The sequence below is a fragment of the Janthinobacterium sp. LM6 genome, assembly GCF_002002885.1.
In the GTDB taxonomy this organism is placed as follows: domain Bacteria; phylum Pseudomonadota; class Gammaproteobacteria; order Burkholderiales; family Burkholderiaceae_D; genus Janthinobacterium; species Janthinobacterium kumbetense.
This window is the reverse complement of record NZ_CP019510.1, coordinates 2335152-2354964: the sequence shown is the minus strand read 5'-3', so window position 1 is coordinate 2354964 and position 19813 is coordinate 2335152. Positions and strand designations below refer to the sequence as shown.

Below are 19813 nucleotides of genomic sequence, written 5' to 3'. Positions count from 1 at the left end.
CCACAGGTTTTTCAACACTGTGGCCATCGGAATGAGGAGTAAAAAGTTTAACGGCGCCGGGCCGCATCCTCACGAAGCCATGCGCGCGGACACGGCGCAGCAGCGGCGCCGGATGCAAAAGCTGGATAGAGGATGGAAGTGATCATGGGACAAATATCGCATGTACGCGGGCGGGCCGTCAAGCCCTCCCGCGTCACCCGCTTATTTCTTCGCCTGCTCGATATGCGGCAGCAGCACCGTCAGGATGCCCAGCAGCGGCAGATAGGAGCAGATTTTATACACATAGGCGATGCCCGACACGTCGGCCAGGTGGCCCATGGCGGCCGCCGCGATGCCGGAGACGCCGAACATCAGGCCAAAGAATATCCCCGCGATCATGCCCACCTTGCCCGGCACCAGTTCTTGCGCAAACACAACAATGGCGGAAAACGCGGAAGAAATGACGAAACCGATGATCACCGTCAATACAGCCGTCCAGAGCAGGTCGACATACGGCAGCAGCAGGGTAAATGGCGCGGCGCCCAGGATGGAAATCCAGATCACGCGCTTGCGGCCGATGCGGTCGCCGATGGGGCCGCCCATGAAGGTGCCGGCCGCCACGGCGGCGAGGAAGAGGAACAGGTACAGCTGGGCATCGCCGAGCGACAGGTGGAATTTATCGATCAGGTAAAACGTGTAATAGCTCGACAGGCTGGCCATGTAGATGTACTTCGAGAACACCAGCAGCGCCAGCACGCCCAGCGCGCCAATCACCTTGTTGCGCGACAAGTTCGGCCCATGTCCGCCCGTTTTCGGCTTGAAGCTGGCCAGGTGGCCGCTGTACCAGTGGCTGACCTTGTACAGCACGCCGATGGCCAGCACGGCCAGCAGGCTGAACCAGGCGATATTGCCGTGGCCACGGTTCACGATGACGGCAGCCGCCAGCAATGGCCCCAGCGCGGAACCGACATTGCCGCCCACCTGGAACAGCGACTGGGCAAAGCCGTAGCGCCCGCCCGACGCCATGCGCGCCACGCGCGACGCTTCCGGGTGGAAAGTCGAGGAACCGACGCCGATCAGGCCAGCGGCGATTAGCAGGGTCGGGAAGGTCGAGACGATGGACAGCATCAGCACGCCGGCGAGGGTAAAGCACATGCCGACCGGCAACAGGAACGGCAGCGGACGGCGGTCCGTGTACAAGCCGATCCAGGGTTGCAGCAACGATGCCGTGCACTGGAACGTCAGGGTAATGAGGCCGACCTGGGTAAAACTGAGTGAAAACTCGGCTTTCAGCATCGGATAAATCGACGGCAATAATGCCTGGATCAAGTCATTGAGCAAATGCACGAAGGCAACGGCGCCCAGGATGTGCATGGCCAGACCGGATTGTTGTTGGGAACTATGAAGCGAGGGCGCCGCCGGCACGGGCGTGGCCAATGCTGGAGCAGGTGTGGTTGTGTGCATGTGTCATCCGCAATAATCGGGCACGGCGGGCGGCCCGGCAAAGAAGCCAGTATAGTATGGTCACTGAACTGATAACTTCCAATAATCGTCGCCCAAGTGACAACCAAGAGACAAGCCCGCGCCCCACATGTACACCCAACAACCCGCCCAGACCCATCCCGATGGCGTGCCGTTCAGCCGCAGCACCAGCTCGCACGACTACCAGCACGTGCCGCGCCCCGTGACGGCCATGTCCAGGCAATATGCGGCGGGCGACTATACGGCGCCGCACAGCCACGTGCGGGCGCAGCTGCTGTATGCGACGGAAGGCGTGATGCGCGTCTCCACCGAGCACGGCGTATGGATCCTGCCGCCGCGGCGCGCCCTGCTGATCCCCGTAGGCGTGGTGCATGAAGTCCACATCTTGAGCGAACTGAGCATGCGCACCGTGTACATCGACGCGCAGGTGGCGGCCCAATATGGCGCCGATTGCAAGGTGCTGGAAGTGAGCCGGCTGTTGCGCGAGCTGATCCTGGCCTTGCTGGCCGAGCCGATCGAATATGCGCTGGCGGGCCGCGGCGACTGGCTGGCGCATTTGATCCTGTCGGAGCTGACGGCCGCCGATACCGTGCCCATCGCCATCCCCTGGCCGCGCGACCGCCGCCTGGTGGCCGTCTGCTCGGCCATCATGGACGCGCCCGGCAGCCGGCGCAGCATCGAGGACTGGGCGCAGGATGCGGGCGCCAGCGCGCGCACCCTGATCCGCTTATTCCCCAAGGAAACGGGCTTGCACTACCGCCAATGGCTGCAGCAAGTCCACCTGGCCGAGGCCTTCTGCCGCCTGGACCGGGGCGAAGGCGTGGCGGCCATCGCCTATGCGCTGGGCTACGCCAGCCCCAGCGCCTTCAGTGCCATGTTCCGCCGCATCCTGGGCCGCACGCCGCAGCACTACCTGAGCGAGTGGCGCGCCGCCGACTAAACGAAAAAGCAGCCCGCGGGCTGCTTTTTTTACATGTTCAAGCTGATTCTTTTTCGCCGGCAATCAAGCGGTAGGCCAGCGCGCCCAGCAAGGCGCCGATGATGGGTGCCAGCCAGAACAGCCACAGCTGGCTGGTGGCCCAGTCGCCCACGTACAGGGCCACGCCTGTGCTGCGGGCCGGGTTGACGGAGGTATTCGTGACGGGAATGCTGATCAGGTGGATCAGGGTCAGCGCCAGGCCGATCGGCAGCGGAGCGAAGCCGGCCGGTGCGCGCCTGTCGGTGGCGCCCAGGATGACGATCAGGAAGAACATCGTCAGCACGATTTCAATGACCAGCGCCGACAGCATCGAATAGCCGCCCGGCGAATGGGCGCCGAAACCGTTCGAGGCAAAGCCCTTGCTGACGTCGAAACCGGCCTGGCCGCTGGCGATCACGTACAGCACGCCGCCGGCCACGATGGCGCCCAGCACTTGCGCAATGATGTACGGCAACAGTTGATTGGCGGGGAAGCGGCCGCCGGCCCACAGGCCGATCGAGACGGCAGGATTCAGGTGGCAGCCCGAGATGTGGCCGATGGCGTAGGCCATGGTCAGCACCGTCAGGCCAAAGGCCAGCGCTACGCCGGCAAAGCCGATGCCAAGGCCGGGAAAGGCGGCGGCCAGCACGGCGCTGCCGCAACCGCCCAGTACCAGCCAGAACGTGCCGAGAAATTCGGCGCCATATTGTTTCATGATGTATTCCTTTAAAGTGACGAGAAAACGTGCCAGGGACGACCAATCGGACCGCTCACCACCTTTGCCCGCGCCCGGAGGCGACGGCAAAGCACAGCACCAGCAATGCACTGCACGCTGCAGAGCGCGAATAATGACATGCTGTCATTATCAATGCAACATTAATCTCATGCAACAATATTAATGGTTTTCATGGAATAAACTATTACTTTAATAACTATCATGATGCCGGGCGGCGCATGTATTTGTGTGGCGCCTCCAGTGGCGCAAAACCAAAGCTTGCATACAGGCCATGCGCGTCATCGGTGCCCAGCATCCAGACGACATCGCGCACACGCGCATCGCCGAGCACGGCGGCCACGATCTGCTTGCCATAGCCGCGCCCCTGATATTGCGGCAGCACAAACACGTCGCGCAGGTAGGCAAAATCCGTGTAATCGGTGATGACCCTGGCGAACGCCACTTGCTGGCCATCCACATAGCCGCCGAAACACAGCGCGTTGGCGATGCCCTTGCGCACCGTTTCCAGCGCCACGCCGCGCTTCCAGTACGACTGCTCGCTCAGGTAGCGGTGAATCATGTCCACGTCCAGCTCGCCGCGTTCGCTGGAAATGCGCAGTGGCGCGTGCATCAGTTCTTGAACAGCAGGTCGGCTTCGGCGATGCTGGGTTCGCCGAAGTAGACGGTGCGCGAGCCCCCCTTGCCATCGCTGCCGATATACACGCCCGTCATGCTGCGCTCGGCCGGGTCGTACAGGATGGAGTAGCGGTGGCCGCAATTGTGCGGTTCGCAGACACTGCTCAGCAGACGCGCCTTGCCGTCGATCTCGACGGGCTTGAGCGGGCTCGCCACACCGTTCGGCACCCAGCGCTGCCGCTTCAGGCCGGCCTTCTTCAGGCCGATATTGAAGGCCTTGCGAAAGGCATAGTCCGCCTTGTAGACGTCGGGGAAGTACGGGCAGGTGTGGCCGCCGTCGCAGCTTTGCGCCTGCTCGATCAGCGACAGTTGGGGCGTACGCGCGTGCGCCGTCAGGGTGGCCAGCGCCACGGCGGCGCCCAGGAACAGGGGCAAGAGCAAACGTGCGGACATGCAATCTCCTAAAAGCATTCGGTAATGCCGGCAGCATAGCAGAATGGCATGCTTGTGCGCCCGTCTCAGGGAGAACAGCGGATACCGACGACCCCGTTGACCTTGCCTTCCGCCCATCCCGTCTCGCGCCAACGGTACACGCCGGGCGCGACGATGATCAACTGCCACTCCACCAGCTTGCCAGCGGCGTTGAGGCGGGTTTCGTTGTCATAGCGCAAAGTCAGGCTGTACTCCGTTTCCGCTACCACCGTCGCGGCAAAGCGGTTGGTTTCCCCCAGCTTGCTTTTCCACGTCCGGTCGCTGAAGATCGCCAGCCGCTGATGATCGTCAGACAGCTGCATGCGCGTAAAGTGCCGCGCTTCTTCGCAAACGCTATTCGTATTGACGCTGTCGGACCAGCTGCCAGACAATTGCGCGGCATCAAAGGGAGTCGGGATGGCCGTCACGGCCGCAGTCAGCAGCAAGGTTGCAAGCATAGTTTATCGAAAGAAAACGAAAAGAATCATCATGGCAGGCGCAACGCCAGGGTAATGCTCGACGGCAACGCGGGCGTGCGCCGGTGCAAAGTCGCCTGCTCATAGGCATACGCCATCGCGATGAGTTGCATGTCGCCGTGCGCAGGGCCGATGAAGGACAAGCCGACCGGCAAGCCCCCGGCCACGCCGGCCGGCACCGTAATATGCGGCAAGGCCGACGGCGCTTGCGCCACGCCATGGCAGGTGGGCCCCACCAGCGCATCAAGGCTGTGCGAGCCCAGCAGCGCTTCGATGCCGCCGGGTTCGGGCGCGGGCGGCATCTCGATCAATTCCGCACCCTGTTCGCGCAACGCCAGCAGCGCCTGCCCGATCACGGCATCGGTCCCGGCACACAGGCCGAACAGGCTGCGCGCCACGCCGATGCGGCGCCCGTGCAAGCCGGCGGCATCCAACACTACGCCATCGGCCAGGCGCTCGCCGCTCAAGGCCGCGAGCAGCCAGGCCGCCTCGCGCACGCTGGGCGCCATCGGTCCGGCCGTGGCCGGCTCGCCGCCCTGCCCCTCGGCAGTCCTGCCCGTGGGCTTGATGGCGACCAGGCCGCAATTTGAAGCCGGCGCGACAATGGAGCCGTCCGCCGCGCTGTCGACGGCGAGGATGGTCAGCCCGGCCCAGCTGGCACTGGCATGCGGCACGCTGACGGCAGCCCATTGGCGCAAATTGCTTTTGCCGATGATGACGGCGCCAGCCGCGCGCAAACGCGCCGCCACAAAGGAATCGCAGCTGGCATGGGTAGCCAGGGGCGCCTGCGTGCGCGTCTTCATGCGGTCGCCCGTGGCGATATTGTCGCGCAAGACGACGGGAATGCCGTGCAAGGGGCCGCGCACCTTGTGCACCTGCCGCTCGCGATCCATTTCCAGGGCGATTTTCAGCGCATCGGGGTTGATTTCAATGCCGGGATAGGCGCGCGCGCCGATGCTGCACAGGGAACGGATGCGCCCCAGGTACTGCGACGTCAGCGCATGGGAACTGAGTTTGCCTGCCTGCATCATCTGCTGTTGCGGCAACACGCCCGCATCGAGCAGATGAGCCATCGGGCTGGCGGGCGCCGTGGCACGGGCCAATACGGGACGCGCCACGCTCCGGGGCGCGCCACTGCGTAACATCTGACTGCGCTGCATGCTATCTCCAGGAAACTTCAATGTTTCTACCGCAATAATGTTCTAGCCATAGCATAGCAGTCCTTGCAACACAATTGTTGTTGAAGGGAATTATTTTTTAAGCAAAAAAAAACGCCGCCCGAAGGCAGCGTTTCTTGGTGATCCAGCATTGCGGCAATCCAGGCCGGCATATGCCGGGCCATGCGAGCGGCGCAGTGCAAGAATCTATCAGTTGCGTACGACACGCTTGTATTCGTTGGTACGGGTGTCGATTTCGATGACGTCGTCCTGTGCCACGAACAGCGGCACTTGCACGGTGTGGCGGTGTGCGTCGATGGCGTTTTCGATCTTGGCTTCTTTCAGGACGTTGCCCGAAGTATTGCCCTTGACCGCTGGCTCCGAGTACACCACTTGACGGGCGATGGTCGTAGGCAGTTCAACGGAGATAGCCTTGCCGTCGTAGAAAATGGCTTCGCATTCCATGCCATCTTTCAGGTAGTTCAGCGCTTCGCCCAGGTTTTCTTCTTCGATTTCGTACTGGTTGTACTCGGTGTCCATGAACACGAACAGCGGGTCGGCGAAGTACGAATACGTCACTGGCTTTTTATCCAGAACAACAACGTCAAACTTGTCGTCGCCGCGGAACACGTTTTCCATCGGGGTGTTCGTCAGAAGATTTTTCATCTTCCATTTGTAGGTGAAGCCCGTGCGGCTCGAACCGTTGACATCAGAACGCAACACGATCATTGGCTTGCTGTCGACCATGATGATATTGCCAACACGAATTTCTTTTGCGGGTTTCATAGGAATGTACGTAAAAAGTGGGTTGCATGAAGACCATCTGCCGCCTGTGCGCCATCAGCGCCGCAAGCTTGCGTTTGATCGGTTAAAAATACGTTAGAAATAACCGGGCATTTTACCTTAATTTTTGGCAAGCGCCTATCTCGTCGCGCCAGCGAACGCCAGCAAGTTACTTGCCAGATCGCCATTAGCCTGCATCTGCCGCTGCCAGGCCTGCGCGCGCGCCCCGATGCGCGGCAGATCGGCCTGCAATGCGGGCCACAGCTGCACCCACGGCAAGGCGTCCGCGCTGGCGCCATTCCAGGCCAGCGCCGCCTGCACCAGGCTGTCGATGGCGCCGTCCGCATCGACCGCATAGCGCTGCAGGAAAGCGCGCAGTTTCACGTGATGCAAGTTTTCATCCTGCAAGTAGATATGCCAGAGAAACGGCCGGCCCGCCCATTGCGCGCGCACGAAGGAATCCTCGCCGCGCACGCAATTGACGTCGCAAGCCCACAGCAGGCGGTCGTAATCGTCTTGCGGCACGAACGGCAACACGCGCACGGTGAGCGCGCCGCGCGTGCGCGCCGCACCGGCCACCGCCGCATCGTCGCCGATAAACGCCTGAACGGCATCGAACGCGACGCCTTCCGGTACCAGGCACGTCATGGGCTCGCTGCCCGCCTGCCAGGCCGCAAACAGCTCGGCGACCGGGGCGGACGGGTAGCAGAACAGCGATACCTTCAAGGCGGACATTTCCGCCGCCGTCACGCCGAATTGCCCGAGAAATGCCCTCATGGCGCCCGCATCGGCCTGGAACGCCAGCCTTTTCTCGTCCAGCGCCGCTTCGCGCAGCAAGCCGCCCGTCTTGTCCGTGAAGCCGGGAAAGAAGAAATGCTTGATCATGCCGTGGCGCGGCGACGTCAGCGCGTGGCAACCCTCGACCCACTCTTCCGCCGTCAAGCCTTCCAGGTTCAGCCAGACGGGATGCGGCGAACACTGCGCCATGGCGGCGATATAGCCGGGCGGAATGTCGCAGGCAAAGAACTCGATGACGATGTCGGCGATATCGGCCGGCGCAAATACGCCATCCTGGCCGCGCCAGTGGCGCACGGCAACGCCGGACACGTGCTGCGCTTCGGCAGCCACATCGATTTCAGGACAGATGCGCTGAAAACTCGGCAAATCATCGACCCACAGGGTGACGGCCACGCCATGCTCGCCGTTCAACTGCCGCGCCAGGCGCCAGCAAATGCCGATATCGCCGTAGTTGTCGACGACTTTGCAGAAGATGGCCAACGTTGGCGCGCGATCGGTAGCTAATGGCATATTCAAAGGGGAAGAGAAAAATGTGGCATGGCAACCCATAACAAAAAAGCCGCACTGTTACCAGGCGGCTTTTTTGTTGGCTGATTCAGCCGGTCTGGCGTCCCCAAGGGGATTCGAACCCCTGTACTCACCGTGAAAGGGTGATGTCCTAGGCCTCTAGACGATGGGGACAGAAAATCTGTCCTGAATGCACTATTCCGCATCCCGACCTGTTACTGCTTGCGAATCTGGCGTCCCCAAGGGGATTCGAACCCCTGTACTCACCGTGAAAGGGTGATGTCCTAGGCCTCTAGACGATGGGGACAGAAATCTGTCCTGAATGCACTATCTGCATCCTGACCCGGTACTGCAGCAATATGGCAGAAACAAAAAAAGCCTGACTTGTCAGGCCCATTCAGCACTGCACTCTTACTTTACAACTAAATCCTGGCGTCCCCAAGGGGATTCGAACCCCTGTACTCACCGTGAAAGGGTGATGTCCTAGGCCTCTAGACGATGGGGACCTGTGCTGGCTTTACTCTCAGCGGACTCTTTGTTGAAGGCTTTGCTTAGCCCCTCAAAAAAGCGTGCGCGAAGTTTAACACGAAGCGATTCACGAAATCAACTGCTGGCCTTCTTTTTTCCACCTTATTTGAATCATCGCTCCCTATGGAGGACAGGATGATGGCAGGAAGATATGGAAGCGGCAGCACGCCGGGCACGCAGGAAAAACCGCGCCGACCGTCTGGCGCGGCAAAAGCATTCCTTAGCGCAAGATATCGTCCGCATTGGCGATGCGCACGTCATGCATCTGACTCAGATACGCGTCCAGGTAACCCTTGTGGGATGCACCGACGATGACCAGCACGCGCATGCCCGGGCGCGCCGCCATGATTTCGCGGATATTCGACGCCATGCGCAAGTTGCGCACCTCCCAGGATGCCACGTAGTTGCGGCCATAACGCTGCGGCGACGGCTCTTCGAGCGCCGCGCCAAAATCGCCGCGGAAGGCAAGATCCGCCTCTGCGCGTCCGTTATAGGCGCGATAGATCGCCAGCACACCGGCGGGCGTACTCCATTGCCCCTCAAACCCGGCATGGATGCGCTTGCGCTCGGCCGAAAAGGAATTATTCCAGGCCGCCCTGATCGCCTTGGCATACGCCTTTTCATCGTCAACAGGCATATCGGAGGTATGGTCATCCATGCCATGCACCCGCTCGTGCCCGCCCTTCGCCGCCAGCACGGCAGCAATCTGATAGCTCTCGTTGCGCTGTCCCAACAGGGAATTGAGGTTCACGGCCAAGGGCTCGCTCACGCCGTCACCGGCGCGCCGCTCATCCACGGGCAGGCGCAGCCATTGCACCAGCGCCGATGCACGCTCGCCACCGGCCAGGAACAGGGAAGCCAATGTGCGCCGCTGGGCGGCGGACGGCGCCGCCGGCCAGGCGGCCAGCAAACGCTCCGCCTGCGCCGTGGCCGCCACCACATCGAGCCCCGTGGCGGCCCGCGCGGCGGAAGTGTCATAGCAGTACGCTTTTACCGTATCGCCATAGCGCTGCGGATAGGCGCGCAAGTAAGCGCATTGCAAGCCAGAAAGCGCCTCGATCGCGATCGCATTCGGCCGCCAGCCCGCCAGGCGCTCGTTGAGCAAGCTCAATTGAGACGGATCAAACGATGTTGGCAATTGCACCAAATGGGGCGAACCGAGCACCAGCACGTCATTGAACGGCCCCTTTTGCAACTTCAGCACACCGGGATCGAATTTCGCCGCAGGCGGCGCCTCCGCGTGCACGGGAACGTGAATGACGGCAGCAAGAAAAAAACTGACAAATACGCGGTGCATCCTGTCTCCTCAGTGTAATGGTCCATTTTTTATCTGCAGGCATGATGAAATCAAGCCGCCCGCCAAATGTAACCACTCCGCAAAACACTGTCAGTTATATCCACGCAACCAATAGGCACAAAAAAAGCCGCCCAAGGCGACTTTGAATATCTTGTGACTTATATGCTATTGAAGGAGGTTGACGGAAAATGTTCCGGAAATAAAAAAAGCCGCCCGAGGCGACTTTGATTATCATGTGATTTCTGCGCTGTTGGTGGAGGTAAGCGGGATCGAACCGCTGACCTCTTGCATGCCATGCAAGCGCTCTCCCAGCTGAGCTATACCCCCCGGGCGCAGAAACACTGCTACTTCTTCACTACCACAACACCAGACTGAACTGGCGTCCCCAAGGGGATTCGAACCCCTGTACTCACCGTGAAAGGGTGATGTCCTAGGCCTCTAGACGATGGGGACCTCGGCACTACAGTTTTACCACCTTACTTCTGCGCTGTTGGTGGAGGTAAGCGGGATCGAACCGCTGACCTCTTGCATGCCATGCAAGCGCTCTCCCAGCTGAGCTATACCCCCCGGGCGCAGAAATAATAAAAGCCGCACTTGGCGACTTTGTTCCACTACTTGCTTTCCATCCAGATCCCGCTTTTTACGGGCCTGAACTTACAACAATCAGTACAAACAACTGCCACTACTATACCACAACTACCTGGCGTCCCCAAGGGGATTCGAACCCCTGTACTCACCGTGAAAGGGTGATGTCCTAGGCCTCTAGACGATGGGGACCGCGGAACTTCCAAACAACATCTGCACCACTTCAACAAGCAACATCATTGCTGCTGGTGGAGGTAAGCGGGATCGAACCGCTGACCTCTTGCATGCCATGCAAGCGCTCTCCCAGCTGAGCTATACCCCCGTTGGTGCAGAAACAAGAGTATAGCAAAGAAGTTTCACTCTGCAAATACCCTTTTTCGTCTATGAGCAACTTTTCATAGGGGCGGTTTCCGCAACGTATTTACACGCTCAATTCGGCGCGGCGATTACAGCCACTTTGCCAGGCGCGCCAGCACGGTGTCGCGGCCGAAAATCACCACCACCTGGTCGATGGCCGGCGTCTGCAGCTGGCCCGTCAGGATCAAACGCAAAGGCATGGCCAGCAGCGGCATCTTGATGGTGTTCGCGGCCAGCACTTCCTTGATCATGGCGGCGACGGCTTCCTTGCTCCACTCCACCGTGGCGATACGCTCGGCAAACTGCGCCAGCACGGGCTTGATGGCATCCGTGATGTGCTGCGCGACCAGTTCCGCTTCCGGCTGCGGCTCGCGGAAGAACAGCATCGAGGCGGCAGCCAGCTCATTGACGGTGTTGGCGCGCTCTTTCATCATGCCCAGCACTTGCGCCAGGTCCGGCGCGCCTTCGAAGACGGCGCCGGCGGCGGTCATTTGCGGACGCGCCAGGTCGGCCAGGCGGGTATTGTCGGCCTGCTTGATATAGTGGTTATTCAGCCAGGCCAGTTTTTCATTGTTGAACTGGGCCGCCGATTTCGACAGGTGGTTCAGGTTGAACCACTCGCAGAACTGCTCGGTCGAGAACACTTCATCGTCGCCATGGCTCCAGCCCAGGCGCGCCAGGTAGTTCAGCATCGCTTCCGGCAGGAAGCCCTGCGCCGGGTAATCCATCACGCTGACGGCGCCATGGCGCTTCGACAGCTTCTCGCCATCCGCGCCCAAAATCATCGGCAGGTGGCCGTACAGGGGCAGCGGCGCGCCGATGGCGCGCAGGATGTTGATCTGGCGCGGGGTGTTGTTGACATGGTCGTCGCCGCGGATCACGTGGGTGATCTGCATGTCCCAGTCATCGACGGCCACGCAGAAGTTGTACGTCGGCGTGCCGTCCGGGCGGGCGATCACCAGGTCGTCCAGCTCACGGTTGGAAATCGTGATCGTGCCCTTGACCACGTCGTCCCACGTCACGTCGCCATCGAGCGGGTTCTTGAAGCGCACGACGGGCTTGCGGTCGGCAGGGATGGCCGGCAGCGTCTTGCCCGGTTCCGGGCGCCAGGTGCCGTCGTAGCGCGGCTTTTCGCCGGCGGCGCGCATGCGCTCGCGCATCGCTTCAACTTCTTCCGGCGACGAGTAGCAGTGGTATGCCGTGCCCTCAAGCAGCATCTGCGCCACCACCTCGCGGTAGCGGTCCATGCGCTGCATCTGGTAGAACGGGCCTTCGTCGTGGTCCAGGCCCAGCCACTTCATGCCTTCGATGATGGCTTGCACGGCTTCCGGCGTGGAACGCTCCACGTCCGTGTCTTCGATACGCAGCACGAAGGTGCCGCCGAAGTGGCGGGCATACGCCCAGCTGTATAAAGCGGTGCGGGCGCCGCCCAGGTGCAGATAGCCGGTCGGGCTGGGAGCGAAACGGGTACGGACAGGAGTAGCGGTTGTGGTCATCGAAGTAATCAGGCTTGAATAAGTAAAACGCCATTTTACTCTGTTGACCGCCGCGGCTCCACAAGCACCGTCACAGCTGCAGCAAGCGCCTTTTTACCTCGTCCGCCTGCGCATGCAGCGCCTGCTCGAACAGGGCGACGAGTTGCGACAAGGGCCGGTGCAAAGGTTTCACGAGATTCACCGTAAACGGCAGGGACACGGCAAAGCGGCGGATCTGCAAGCCCTGCTCCGCATAATCGAGCGCCGTGAGCGGATTGACGATGGCCAGCCCCACGCCTTCGCGCACCATCGCGCAGACGGAGGCGGCGCTGTGCGTGTCGAGCGCCATGCGCCGCTCCACGCCCGCCTGCGCGAAGATGGCGTCGATCTGCTGGCGGTAAGGGTCGACGGCGGCCAGGCTGATGAAAGGCTGGCCCGCGAAGTCCGCCGGCGCCAAGGTCATCTTGCCTGCCAATGGATGGCCGTCGGGCAGCACGCACACTTCATCGACGGACATCAATGTATCGAGCGCGGTGCCCGGCGGCGCATTGCCCACTTCCGTCAGACCGATATCGTGGCGCTGCGCCGACAGCCACTCTTCCAGCAGCGGCGACTCCTGCGGCGTAATGCTGATGCTCACCTTGGGAAAATCGGCGACGAAACGCTTGCACGCCTGCGGCAGCAAGGACTGGGAAAACACGGGCAGGCAGGCGATCGACAACTGCCCCTGGTCGAACTGGCGCAAGGCCGCCGCCGTGCTGATGATGCGCTCCAGGCCGAAATACGCGCGCTGCACTTCCTCGAACAGCTGCAGCGCCTGGGCCGTCGGGCGCAGCCGCCCCCGCTCGCGCTCGAACAGTGTCAGGTCCGTCAAGTGCTCGAGGCGCGCCAGCTCGCGGCTGACGGTGGGCTGCGACGTATGCAGCATGGCGGCGGCAGCCGTCACGCTGCCCGTCGTCATGATGGCGCGGAAGACTTCGATATGGCGCAGGGAGATAGTCATTCCCATATCATAAATGAATAAGGTAGCCTCAAATAGATATTTTATAGTCGAAGCACAATCAGCCATCATGCGCTATCTCCTCATTCCACCGAAAGCACACGATGAAGCCCGTCACCGACCAGACCCTCGCCCAACTCGCCCAGGAACACGGCACCCCCCTGTGGGTGTATGACGCGGCCACCATCCGCGCGCGCGTGGCGCAGCTGGCGCAGTTCGACACGGTGCGCTTCGCGCAAAAGGCCAATTCGAACATCCATCTGCTGACCCTGATGCGCGAAGCGGGCGTGCACGTGGACGCCGTCTCGCTGGGCGAGATCGAGCGCGCGCTGCAGGCAGGCTTTACGCCGGCGCAAACGAATGGCGCTGCCGGCGTGGTATTCACCTGCGACCTGTTCGACCGCGCCACCCTGGCGCGCGTGGCGGCGGCGAAGATCGAAGTCAATTGCGGCTCCGTCGACATGCTGCGCCAGCTGGGCCCAGTGTCGCCCGGCCACCGCGTCTGGCTGCGCATCAATCCCGGCTATGGCCATGGCCACAGCAACAAGACCAATACGGGCGGCGAAAACAGCAAACACGGCATCTGGCACGAAGAGCTGCCGGAGGCGCTGGCCGTCATCCGCGCACATGGCTTGCACCTGGTCGGCCTGCACATGCACATCGGCTCCGGTGTCGACTACAGCCACCTGGAGACCGTCTGCGGCACCATGGTCGAGCTGGTGAAAAACATGGGCCACGACATCGAAGCCATTTCCACGGGCGGCGGCCTGTCCGTCCCCTACCGCGAAGGCGAGCAACCCGTCGACACGGACCACTACTTCCAGCTGTGGGATGCGGCGCGCAAGCAGATCGAGGCGCACCTGGGCCATCCCGTGCACCTGGAAATCGAGCCGGGCCGCTTCCTCGTGGCCGACGCGGGCTTGCTGGTGGCCGAAGTGCGCACCACCAAGCAAATGGGCGGCAACCACTTCACCTTGCTCGATACGGGTTTCAATGAACTGATGCGCCCTGCCATGTACGGCAGCTACCATGAAATGTCGGTCATCGCGCATGACGGCCGCGCACTGGACACGCAGCGCGCCACCGTGGTCGGCGGTCCCCTGTGCGAATCGGGCGACGTCTTCACCCAGCGCGACGGCGGCGTGGTGGAAACACGCCTCCTGCCCGCAGCGCAGGTGGGCGACTACGTCGTCTTCGAAGGCGCGGGCGCGTATGGCGCGTCGATGTCGTCGAACTACAACAGCCGCCCGCATGCGGCCGAATACCTGGTCGACGGGGCACAATCGCGCTTGATCCGCCGCCGCCAGACGGTGGCCGAACTGATCGCGCTGGAACAACTGTAACACCTTGCCCCGTGCGGGCATGCGCATCTGCTAACATCGGGGCAACCCGATGAAAGCCCGCCATGCCCGCCCAAGCACTTCCCTTCCGCAGCACCACCCGGCTGCTGCTGCCACTGCTGCTGTCCGCCGTCCTTGCCGGCTGCGCTACACTGCCTTCGCTGGACAGCCGCATCCCCTCCACCGTCATCACCGATACGGCCGACACCCGGCTGGCCACGGCCATTGCACCCATGGTGGCGCAGCATCCCGGCGTGTCCGGCATTTACCCGCTGGCCGACGGACGCGACGCCTTTGCCGCGCGGGCACTGCTGGCCGCCGCCGCCCAGCGCAGCCTGGACGTGCAGTACTACATCTGGCACAAGGACATCACGGGTACCCTGCTGTTCGACGCCCTGCGCCAAGCGGCCGAACGGGGCGTGCGCGTGCGCCTGCTGCTCGACGATAACAACACGGCGGGCCTGGACCAGACCCTGACCATGCTGGGCAAGCAGCGGAACCTGGAAATCCGCCTGTTCAATCCCTTCGTGCCCCGCGCGCCGCGCGCGCTGGCCTTCGCCACGGATTTTTCGCGCCTGAACCGGCGCATGCACAATAAATCGTTCACGGCCGATAACCAGGCCACCATCGTGGGCGGGCGCAACGTGGGCGACGAATATTTTGGCGCGGCCGGCGACGTGCTGTTTGCCGACCTGGACGTGCTGGCCGTCGGCCCCGTCGTCGACGACGTTTCGCGCGATTTCGACCGCTACTGGAACAGCGCCTCGGCCTACCCGGCCAGCCTGCTGCTGACCAGCCCTGTCGAGGGCGACGCGGCCACCATCGCCGCCGAAGCAGACCGCATCGACGACACCAGGGCCGCCGAGGCCTACGTGCAGGCGCTGCGCACCTCGCCCTTCGTCAAGCAGATGATGGAGCGCACCCTGCCCTTCGAATGGGCGCGCACGCGCATGGTCAGCGACGACCCGGCCAAGGTGCTGGACCAGGCAAGGCCAGGCACGGGCGTGGCGGACAACCTGCGAAACCTGCTCGGCGTGCCGGAAAAGGAAGTGGACCTGGTGTCGCCGTATTTCGTGCCCGGCAAGGCCGGCACGCAAGCCTTTGCCGACCTGGCCAGCAAGGGCGTGGGCGTGCGCATCCTGACGAATGCGCTGGAAGCGACCGACGTGGCGGCCGTGCATGCCGGCTATGCGAAGTGGAGAAAGCCGCTGCTGGAAGCGGGCGTGCTGCTGTACGAGTCGCGCCGCTCGTGGGAAGCCGGCGACGCGCGCGAGCAAACGGGCCGTTTCGGCAGCTCCGCCTCGAGCCTGCATGCGAAGACCTTTGCCGTCGACGACCGGCGCATCTTCGTCGGCTCGTTCAACTTCGATCCGCGCTCCATCGACTTGAACACGGAAATGGGCCTCGTCATCGACAGTCCCGCACTGGCCAGCCAGCTGGGGCAAGCCATGCGCACCACCATCCCGCAGCGCGCCTACCAGGTACTGCTGGGCGACGACGGCGCGCTGTACTGGATCGCCCGCGACGCCAGCGGCGCCGCCACGCGCTACGACACGGAGCCAGGCGCCAGCGTGTGGAAGCGCATGGGGGTGGCGATTCTGTCGGTGCTGCCGATTGATTGGCTGCTGTAGTGCCTTTTTAACGGCCAACCCACATGCACACCTGGGGTCGGACCCTGAGGGTCCGACCCCGGCATTTTCGCACTGGGGTTCTTTTACCGCACCGCTTCCGTCAAAATTCTCCCCTCCGACGCCGACGGCTGGCGCACGCGCAGCAGATGCGCCAGGGTCGGGGCGATGTCGACCACTTCCGCGTACTGACCATAGACGCCCGGCTTGATCCAGCGGGGGCCGAAGACCATCAGCGGCACGTTGGTGTCATACGTGTAAGGCGTGCCGTGCGAGGTGCCGCCGCTGCCCTTGCCGAAATACCAGGCCGGTTTTGTGACGACCATCAGGTCGCCCGACAGCTGGCGGTTCCAGGCGCGGCGCATCAGGGTGTCCATGCGCGTGGCGACGGCACCTGTTTCCATCTGCGTGCGCGTGTAGACTTGCGCCAGGCCGTCCTGCTGCTGCAGGAAGCGGGCCGCCGCGTCTTCCAGGGCGGCGCGATGGACGCCGCCCTTTTCCGCCAGCGCGTAATCGAGGTAGATATTCGGCAGCGACGACGACGTCACCAGCTTATCGATGCCCAGGCTGGTCGCCAGGTGCTGGTTCAAGGCATCGACCAGCTTGGCGCCATCGATGCGCTTGGCCGAGAAGCCCCGCGTTTCGGCAAATTCCGGCACGTTGGCAAAGCCATGGTCGGCCGTCAGCACCACCAGCACGTTATCCATGCCGACTTTTTTATCGAGATCAAGAAAGAAGCTTGCCAGCATGCGGTCCAGGCGCTGCAGGTGGTCGTGCGACATCTTGCTTTCCGGGCCGTAGGCGTGATTCACGTAGTCGTGCGCGGACAGGCTCACGCCGAGGATATCGGGCACGCCGGCCGGGTTGCGGCCCAGGTTCTCGCCATCGATGGCGGCGCGTGCGAATTCCAGGGTCAGCTCGTCGAGGAAGGGGCCGGACTTCAAGCGGCTGTAATACTCGCCATCGAGCTTGCCGCTGTCGCTGTAGTAGGCGAACGGGAAGGTGTTGCGCGTGCCCGGCTTGGCCGGTACCAGATCATCGCGGGCATCGCGCGCATAGGCGGAATCGGCCAGCAGCGGCGTCCAGCTCTTGCCATAATAACGGTCCTGCGGTTTGGCGGCCTGGTAGCGCTGCACCCATTGCGGGTGCTGCTGCATATAGTAGGTGCTGCTGGCGAAATTGCCCGTCTTTTCCATGTACATATACGCCGTTCCCGTTTTCCCGGCCAGCAGGATGGCGCCGCGGTCCTTGCCCGACACGGTGACAACCTTGGCCTGGTCGCCCGTGGAATAGCGCAACTCGTCGCCCAGGGTGCTCACGCGCAGTTTCGTCGGCGCAGTGCCGTCGTCGGGTTGCGTCTCTTCGCCGATGTAATGGAAATTGCCATCCTCGGTGCAGTACACGGATTTTTTCGTGACGGGATCGATCCAGTTATTGCCGATCACGCCATGCTGGTAAGGATAGGCGCCCGACAGCACGGCCGAGTGGCCGATGGCGGTGACCGTGATGCCATGCGCCTGGTGCGCGTCGCTGAACCACGCGCCCTGCTCCAGCAGGCGGCGGAAACCGCCCTGGCCGAACTGGTCGCGGTAGCGCGTCACCTGCTCTTGCGGCAAGCCGTCCACCACCAGTACCACCACCAGCTTCGGCTGCGCCGCACCGGCAGAAGCAGCAGGAACGGCCTTGGCCGCATGCGCCTGGCTCGCCGCCACGCCAGCGGCCAGCAGCAGCGCCTGCGCCAGTTGCCGGGAAAGGGAGAAATGTTTCGTCATATCCGCTCATCAAAAGTTAGGCCACCGGCCAGCATACGCCGACTATATGACACAATAATGACAAGAGGCAACAATATGAAAAAGGCCAGACCCCATCGCTGGAACCCGGCCTTTACTGAAACAGATGAATTTGCCTGACTGTTATTTGCCTGGCTTACTTGACCGTCACCTTGATGCTTTTGCTCAACTCCGGCCCATACGACTGGTGCGCGCCGTTGGCGAACTGCATGGTGAGCGTGTACTGGCCCGGCGGCAAGGTGACGTCCGTTTCCGTTTGACCTTTGCCAAAATGCAAATGTTTGTCATCCATGGGTATCATCTCGCCCGCCGTCATCGGCCCCATATTGATGAGCAAATGATGGTGGCCCGTCTTGGCCGTCATGTCGCCGGCCGGCTTGACGTCCATGCCGCTGACGGCAAATTTCACTTTGAACGGGCTGGTCACCGTCGCACCATCGACGGGCTCGACGAACGAGACGGATTGCGCAAACGCGCTGGCGGCCAGCAAGCTGCCGGCAAGCAGGACTGCGGCCTGGCGCAGGAATACGGTGGTCAATTGCATGATGTCTCCTCTTGTTTAATAACAACACGGACTGCATGAAACCATATTCCTGCCGGCAGTGGCGCCGGATTGTTGACCCATGAAGGGCCGGGGTCGAACCCTGAGGGTTCGACCCCAGTCTCTGCCTTGGGTTAGATCAGTCGTTCTTGATCACGATCGACGGGAATTTACTTGTCATATCCTTCGCCTTTTCCGCCACCTTGATCGCGATGGTGCGGGCGATCTGCTTGTAGATCACGGCGACGGGGCCTTCCGGCTCGGCCACGACGGTCGGCGTACCCGAATCCGTCTGCTGGCGAATCGCCATGGTCAGCGGCAAGGCGCCGAGGAATTCCACGCCGAAGTCCGCGCACATCTTCGCGCCGCCGCCGGCGCCGAAGATTTCTTCCGCATGGCCGCAGTTCGAGCAGATGTGCGTGCTCATGTTTTCCACCACGCCGAGGATCGGGATGCCGACCTTCTCGAACATTTTGAGACCCTTGCGCGCGTCGAGCAAGGCGATGTCCTGCGGCGTCGTGACGATCACGGCGCCCGTGACGGGCACTTTCTGCGACAGGGTCAATTGAATGTCGCCGGTGCCTGGCGGCATATCGACGATCAGGTAATCGAGGTCGCGCCAATTGGTCTGGTCGAGCAGCTGCTGCAAGGCTTGCGTGACCATCGGGCCGCGCCACACCATCGGCTCGTCCGGATCGATCATGAAGCCGATCGACGACACTTGCAGGCCGTGGTTTTCCATCGGCTCCATGCTCTTGCCATCGAGCGTCTTCGGCTGGCCGCTGATGCCCAGCATCATCGGTTGCGACGGGCCATAGATATCGGCGTCCAGCATGCCGACGGTGGCGCCTTCAGCAGCCAGGGCCAGGGCCAGGTTGACGGCCGTGGTCGATTTGCCAACACCGCCCTTGCCGGAAGCGACGGCGATGATGTTTTTCACGTTGCTCATCGGCTTCAAGCCGCGCTGCACCGTGTGCGAAATGATTTTCGACGACACGCCCACGCTGACGTTGCCCACGCCCGGCAGCACGCGCAGGGCGGCCAGCACGGACTTGCGGATCAGGTCGATCTGGCTTTTGGCGGGGTAGCCCAGCTCGATGTCGAGGGAAATATCATCGCCATCGACTTTCAGATTCTTGACGGTTTTGCTGGAAACGAAATCTTTATGTGTATTTGGATCAATAACCTGGGCCAGCGCGGCCTTGACGTCTTCTACTGTGATGCTCATGTAAATCTCCGTGTGTACTACATATGTGCAATACGCGCAGTCTAGCGCAAATTTGCATGGCGCGATGGCGGCAAAAGCATCA

Annotated in this window: 17 protein-coding genes and 8 tRNA genes; 3 read left to right on the top strand and 22 right to left on the bottom strand. The window is 62.1% G+C overall.

What is annotated here, in order from left to right; genetic code table 11:
* Positions 1–201: 201 nt before the first annotated feature.
* Positions 202–1353: an MFS transporter gene (locus tag BZG29_RS10540; protein WP_216350386.1), complete on the bottom strand. Its 1152-nt coding sequence runs from the start codon at positions 1351–1353 to the stop codon at positions 202–204.
* A 217-nt stretch (positions 1354–1570) separates the two neighbouring features.
* Here BZG29_RS10540 and BZG29_RS10535 point away from each other — a divergent pair, with 217 nt between their 5' ends.
* Positions 1571–2401, top strand: coding sequence for a helix-turn-helix transcriptional regulator (locus BZG29_RS10535; RefSeq protein ID WP_077402057.1), 831 nt, complete (start codon positions 1571–1573; stop codon positions 2399–2401).
* A gap of 37 nt (positions 2402–2438) precedes the next feature.
* Here the strand turns inward: BZG29_RS10535 and aqpZ are convergent, their stop codons facing one another.
* The 18 genes from aqpZ to BZG29_RS10445 all read right to left on the bottom strand — a co-directional run bounded on the left by aqpZ (position 2439) and on the right by BZG29_RS10445 (position 13207).
* Positions 2439–3134 (bottom strand): aquaporin Z, encoded by a 696-nt coding sequence (aqpZ, locus tag BZG29_RS10530; protein WP_077402054.1) that lies wholly within the window; start codon positions 3132–3134, stop codon positions 2439–2441.
* 220 nt (positions 3135–3354) lie between these two features.
* A complete protein-coding gene (locus BZG29_RS10525; protein ID WP_077402051.1) occupies positions 3355–3765 on the bottom strand; it encodes a GNAT family N-acetyltransferase in 411 nt (136 codons plus the stop codon).
* Entirely contained in the window at positions 3765–4223 is a 459-nt protein-coding gene (locus tag BZG29_RS10520) for an Ivy family c-type lysozyme inhibitor (protein WP_171984972.1), read from the bottom strand. The genes BZG29_RS10525 and BZG29_RS10520 overlap by 1 nt, the downstream gene beginning before the upstream one ends.
* A gap of 65 nt (positions 4224–4288) precedes the next feature.
* Entirely contained in the window at positions 4289–4699 is a 411-nt protein-coding gene (locus BZG29_RS10515; protein WP_150130855.1) for a hypothetical protein, read from the bottom strand.
* Between the two features lie 29 nt (positions 4700–4728).
* Positions 4729–5877, bottom strand: coding sequence for an amidase family protein (locus tag BZG29_RS10510; RefSeq protein WP_150130854.1), 1149 nt, complete (start codon positions 5875–5877; stop codon positions 4729–4731).
* Positions 5878–6084: 207 nt separating this feature from the next.
* Positions 6085–6660, bottom strand: coding sequence for an elongation factor P (locus BZG29_RS10505; RefSeq protein WP_034758247.1), 576 nt, complete (start codon positions 6658–6660; stop codon positions 6085–6087).
* A gap of 135 nt (positions 6661–6795) precedes the next feature.
* On the bottom strand, positions 6796–7965 hold the full coding sequence (earP, locus tag BZG29_RS10500) for an elongation factor P maturation arginine rhamnosyltransferase EarP (protein WP_077402038.1): 1170 nt from the start codon (positions 7963–7965) through the stop codon (positions 6796–6798).
* A 95-nt stretch (positions 7966–8060) separates the two neighbouring features.
* Positions 8061–8136, bottom strand: a tRNA-Glu gene (locus tag BZG29_RS10495).
* Positions 8137–8193: 57 nt separating this feature from the next.
* A tRNA-Glu gene (locus BZG29_RS10490) sits at positions 8194–8269 on the bottom strand.
* A gap of 123 nt (positions 8270–8392) precedes the next feature.
* Positions 8393–8468, bottom strand: a tRNA-Glu gene (locus BZG29_RS10485).
* Positions 8469–8710: 242 nt separating this feature from the next.
* Positions 8711–9787 carry a DUF5694 domain-containing protein gene (locus tag BZG29_RS10480; protein ID WP_077402035.1) on the bottom strand — a complete coding sequence of 359 codons (1077 nt, stop codon included), beginning with the start codon at positions 9785–9787 and terminating at the stop codon, positions 8711–8713.
* A 251-nt stretch (positions 9788–10038) separates the two neighbouring features.
* A tRNA-Ala gene (locus BZG29_RS10475) sits at positions 10039–10114 on the bottom strand.
* Positions 10115–10164: 50 nt separating this feature from the next.
* Positions 10165–10240, bottom strand: a tRNA-Glu gene (locus tag BZG29_RS10470).
* A 38-nt stretch (positions 10241–10278) separates the two neighbouring features.
* Positions 10279–10354, bottom strand: a tRNA-Ala gene (locus BZG29_RS10465).
* A 134-nt stretch (positions 10355–10488) separates the two neighbouring features.
* Positions 10489–10564 (bottom strand) — tRNA-Glu (locus BZG29_RS10460).
* A 54-nt stretch (positions 10565–10618) separates the two neighbouring features.
* A tRNA-Ala gene (locus BZG29_RS10455) sits at positions 10619–10694 on the bottom strand.
* A 124-nt stretch (positions 10695–10818) separates the two neighbouring features.
* A complete protein-coding gene (gene gltX, locus BZG29_RS10450) occupies positions 10819–12225 on the bottom strand; it encodes a glutamate--tRNA ligase (RefSeq protein ID WP_077402032.1) in 1407 nt (468 codons plus the stop codon).
* A 70-nt stretch (positions 12226–12295) separates the two neighbouring features.
* Positions 12296–13207 (bottom strand): LysR family transcriptional regulator, encoded by a 912-nt coding sequence (locus BZG29_RS10445; protein ID WP_077402029.1) that lies wholly within the window; start codon positions 13205–13207, stop codon positions 12296–12298.
* A gap of 101 nt (positions 13208–13308) precedes the next feature.
* Between BZG29_RS10445 and lysA the strand changes: the two genes are divergently transcribed.
* Entirely contained in the window at positions 13309–14547 is a 1239-nt protein-coding gene (gene lysA / locus BZG29_RS10440; RefSeq protein WP_077402026.1) for a diaminopimelate decarboxylase, read from the top strand.
* A 62-nt stretch (positions 14548–14609) separates the two neighbouring features.
* Positions 14610–16175, top strand: a complete 1566-nt coding sequence (locus BZG29_RS10435) for a phospholipase D family protein (RefSeq protein WP_077402023.1) — start codon at positions 14610–14612, stop codon at positions 16173–16175.
* An 83-nt stretch (positions 16176–16258) separates the two neighbouring features.
* On the opposite strand, the gene BZG29_RS10430 is transcribed toward BZG29_RS10435, so the two are convergent.
* The 3 genes from BZG29_RS10430 to apbC form a co-directional block, all read right to left on the bottom strand.
* Complete coding sequence (locus tag BZG29_RS10430; RefSeq protein ID WP_077402021.1) at positions 16259–17944, bottom strand: alkaline phosphatase family protein; 1686 nt, start codon at positions 17942–17944, stop codon at positions 16259–16261.
* 154 nt (positions 17945–18098) lie between these two features.
* Positions 18099–18506: a DUF4399 domain-containing protein gene (locus BZG29_RS10425; RefSeq protein ID WP_077402018.1), complete on the bottom strand. Its 408-nt coding sequence runs from the start codon at positions 18504–18506 to the stop codon at positions 18099–18101.
* A 136-nt stretch (positions 18507–18642) separates the two neighbouring features.
* Positions 18643–19731 carry an iron-sulfur cluster carrier protein ApbC gene (apbC, locus tag BZG29_RS10420; protein WP_034758315.1) on the bottom strand — a complete coding sequence of 363 codons (1089 nt, stop codon included), beginning with the start codon at positions 19729–19731 and terminating at the stop codon, positions 18643–18645.
* Between the last annotated feature and the right edge of the window lie 82 nt (positions 19732–19813).